Annotated in this window: 3 protein-coding genes; all 3 read right to left on the reverse strand. The window is 59.1% G+C overall.

The window, feature by feature from the left end:
• Positions 1–88 precede the first annotated feature (88 nt).
• From AB4Y42_RS43625 to AB4Y42_RS43635, 3 genes are read right to left on the reverse strand one after another with little or no spacing between them, the layout of a single operon-like run.
• Positions 89–1,087: a site-specific integrase gene (locus tag AB4Y42_RS43625; RefSeq protein WP_368697803.1), complete on the reverse strand. Its 999-nt coding sequence runs from the start codon at positions 1,085–1,087 to the stop codon at positions 89–91.
• A complete protein-coding gene (locus tag AB4Y42_RS43630; RefSeq protein ID WP_368697804.1) occupies positions 1,084–2,022 on the reverse strand; it encodes a tyrosine-type recombinase/integrase in 939 nt (312 codons plus the stop codon). The genes AB4Y42_RS43625 and AB4Y42_RS43630 overlap by 4 nt, the downstream gene beginning before the upstream one ends.
• On the reverse strand, positions 2,019–2,729 hold the full coding sequence (locus AB4Y42_RS43635; protein ID WP_368697805.1) for a tyrosine-type recombinase/integrase: 711 nt from the start codon (positions 2,727–2,729) through the stop codon (positions 2,019–2,021). The genes AB4Y42_RS43630 and AB4Y42_RS43635 overlap by 4 nt, the downstream gene beginning before the upstream one ends.
• Between the last annotated feature and the right edge of the window lie 484 nt (positions 2,730–3,213).

Genomic DNA, 3,213 nt, shown 5'->3' on the forward strand with positions numbered 1-3,213 from the left:
GACTATGTCCCGCCCCGAACTATGTCCCGGTGCGCAAAGCGCCGCGGTACGGTAACACACGACCGAGCGCTAAGCGGCACATAGCTGGTCACAAGTTTTTCAGGAACGCCAGCAATCGGTCATCTGGTCGATACCGTCCCGGCTTGCCGTTAGGGGGTGTAGTCCTGTCAAGAACCTCTTGCTTCAAGGTCAGATTGGCATCGAGATAGATTTGTGTCGTTTCCACCGACTCGTGGCCAAGCCATAGTGCGATGACCAATGGGTCGATGCCTTCTTGCAGTAGATCCATTGCAGTCGTGTGCCTCAACACGTGCGGGCTTACGCGCTTGTTGTTCAGCGACGGGCATTCTCTCGCGGCGGCGGCTGCGTGCTTGTGGAGGAGGTAATGTACGCCGTGCGCACTCAACTGACCGCCACGCGCATTTGGGAACAGCGGCTGATTTTCAGCCCGCGATGGCTCGCGAAGCCAGGCGGCCAGCACTGCACGCGTGCTCTTGCTCAGCGGCGTGCAACGTTCTTTTCGCCCTTTGCCAATTACTCGCACATGGGCGCCGATGCCGGTGTATAGATCTTCGCGTTGAAGGTTGGTTAGTTCGGACAGGCGCAGCCCTGTCTGAACCGCGAGCAGCAGGAGTGCGTGATCACGGCGACCTGACCAGGTATTCTGGTCGGGTGCGGCCAGTAAGGCATCGACCTCCTGCCGGCTTAGGAAGGGCACCAGGTTTCGGGTAAATCGTTTGGCCGGAATGGCCAGTACCCGTTGGATGTGTGCGGCGTGTGATGGCATCTCGAAGGCCGCATATTTGAAGAACGAATGCACTGCCGTTAGGCGCAGATTGCGCGTCCGGGCCGTCACCTTCCGGACCTTTTCCTGCTCATCAAGGAAGGCCGAGACCAGCGACGCGTCGACGTCTGCCAGGGCCAAGCTGGATGGCGATTTATGTAAGTGCCGCTGGGCAAACTCAAGCAGCAGCCGGAATGTGTCGCGGTACGATACGATCGTATGTATGCTTGCCTGACGCTGTTGGATCAAGCGCTGGATAAAAAACTTTTCCAGCAGGACGGCGAAGCTAGGCTCGCGTGTCATGATGAACCTCCCCAGCGCCGTTCGAACCGGGCCATCGCCTGTGCCATCAACTCGGGCGAGGCGCTCAGATACCAGTAGGTACCGGCTACGTATACGTGCCCGAGGTAAGTCGACAGAAGCGGCAACAGGCGCCAGGCATCTTCCTCAGATCGATACCAACGTGTCAGCACTTCAATAGCGAAGCGGTGACGGAAGTCATGCAGCCGCGGTCCTTTGCTTGCATCTTCTCCCCGCAGACCAGTTTGCCGCGATAGCGCGTAGAACACCCGATGAACGCGACCCATATCCAGCCGGGTTCCGCGGCCGCTAACAAAGACATAGCGAGAGACCGGATGATCGAAGAACTGCTCGCGGCGTCTGAGGTACTCTGCCAGCACGGCACAGGTGGTCGCATGAATGGGGACCAAGCGTGAACGACCTTGCTTTGCGCCGCGAATCGTGAGAACGGCGTTTTCAAGATCCACGTCATCCAGCTCAAGACCCATTGCCTCGCCGATCCGCATGCCCGTGACACTGAGTAAGCCGATAAGGCAGTAAAACACCCACGGCCGCAGCGGCGTCGACGGCCAGGTCACCGGCAATTTCAGTGCTGCGTCCATGAGATTCCTCACTTCCTGGTCCGTGTACAGATGCGGTCTAGCCCGAGTGGAATGGTGCGGTAGCAGGCCCACTGGTGGAATCTCTGTGCGGCTATCGGTGGCGCTGCGATATCGGGCAAAGCCGCGTACAAAGCAAAGTCGCCTGGCCCACTCGGCGGGTTGGACCGAAGGACGTTGCGACCATTCGATCGCCAGGCCATTGCTGATGTACTCCGCCTGCCGTGCTTCCATGAAGTCGACGAACTGAAGCAACTGCCGGCTGGCTTCGCGCATTTTGAAGCCCAGGCTGCGGCGCAGGTCAAGATACTCACCGAGTCCCTTGCGAAGCGTGTTCATCGCACACCTCCCGGCCAGACCATCGCCAACGTTCGAAGCATGTTCAGATCCACCTTCGCGTAAATGCTGGTGGACTGCACGCTACGATGGCGTAGCACCCGGCCAATCTCAGGAAGCGACGCGCCGAGCTGTAACATACGTACAGCTAAAGCATGCCGGAACTGATGCGAACCGCGATGAGGCGCGTCGACTTTGGCTCGCAGGATTGCGCGACGCACAATCGTACCAATCGCGTCTGATCCCTCCATCAACCCGCGTATCGGCGCTACAGAACGGAGGAAGAGGTGCCGATCTGGACTATCGGGCCGCCCACGCTGGAGATAGGCTACGATCCCTTCACCAACATCAGCGGCCAATGGGAGAAGACTCTCGCGCCCACCTTTTCCGCGCACACGCAATTGAGCACGATCCCAATCGATGTCGTCCAGCGTCAGTCTGACGATCTCGCAGGCGCGCAACCCGAGCCGCGCCAGAAGTAGTAGCACGGCGCGATCACGTAGCCCCACGGCACTCTGTCGGTCGCAACTGTCGATTGCGCGCTGTGCGTGTTCTGCGGAGATGGCCCTCGGGATAGGGGGTGTGCTCGCCCAGGTGGCTACCGTTGGCACGCTTGCCACGAGTCCCGCAGAGACTTCCCCGCGGGACTGGGAGTAACGTAAGAAGGACCTCAAAGCGTTGGCAATATTCTTCAGCGCGGCCGGCCTCATGCGCTTTGCCTCACTCTGAATGAATGTTGCGGCGTCGGTTACGCGAACGTCAAACAGGCAAATATCTCCGCGACCGAAGCGCCACACTAGAAATTTGTGCACCCACCTTGCATAGTTCTCGACAGTTATTTCCGCTAATCCCCGCTCACGCCGCAGGCACAGCACGAACTCTTCGACAACGTTGTCGGCGGCTGTCGCGAGCGCTTGAGAAGCACGGCACACTCCTCGACCACGCAAGAAGTTGATCAATAGCTGCAACGAGCGCAACTCCCGGCGTCGGGTCTCGAAGCATCGCGATCGATGTCGCGATCGCAGCCGCTGGTATCGTGCGATGTCGCTGTCTTTCAGGGCACACAACGAAAGCCGCCTATCGTTACACCATCGCCCAAATGCAAGCGCCTGCCGGGCAATCAGAAATGCATAACTCCCCGAATATTGTTGCTCGGCCAGCCACTCGACGAATGCGATAAGGTGCTCAGATGTC

This window comes from Paraburkholderia sp. EG286B (genome assembly GCF_040965655.1).
In the GTDB taxonomy this organism is placed as follows: domain Bacteria; phylum Pseudomonadota; class Gammaproteobacteria; order Burkholderiales; family Burkholderiaceae; genus Paraburkholderia.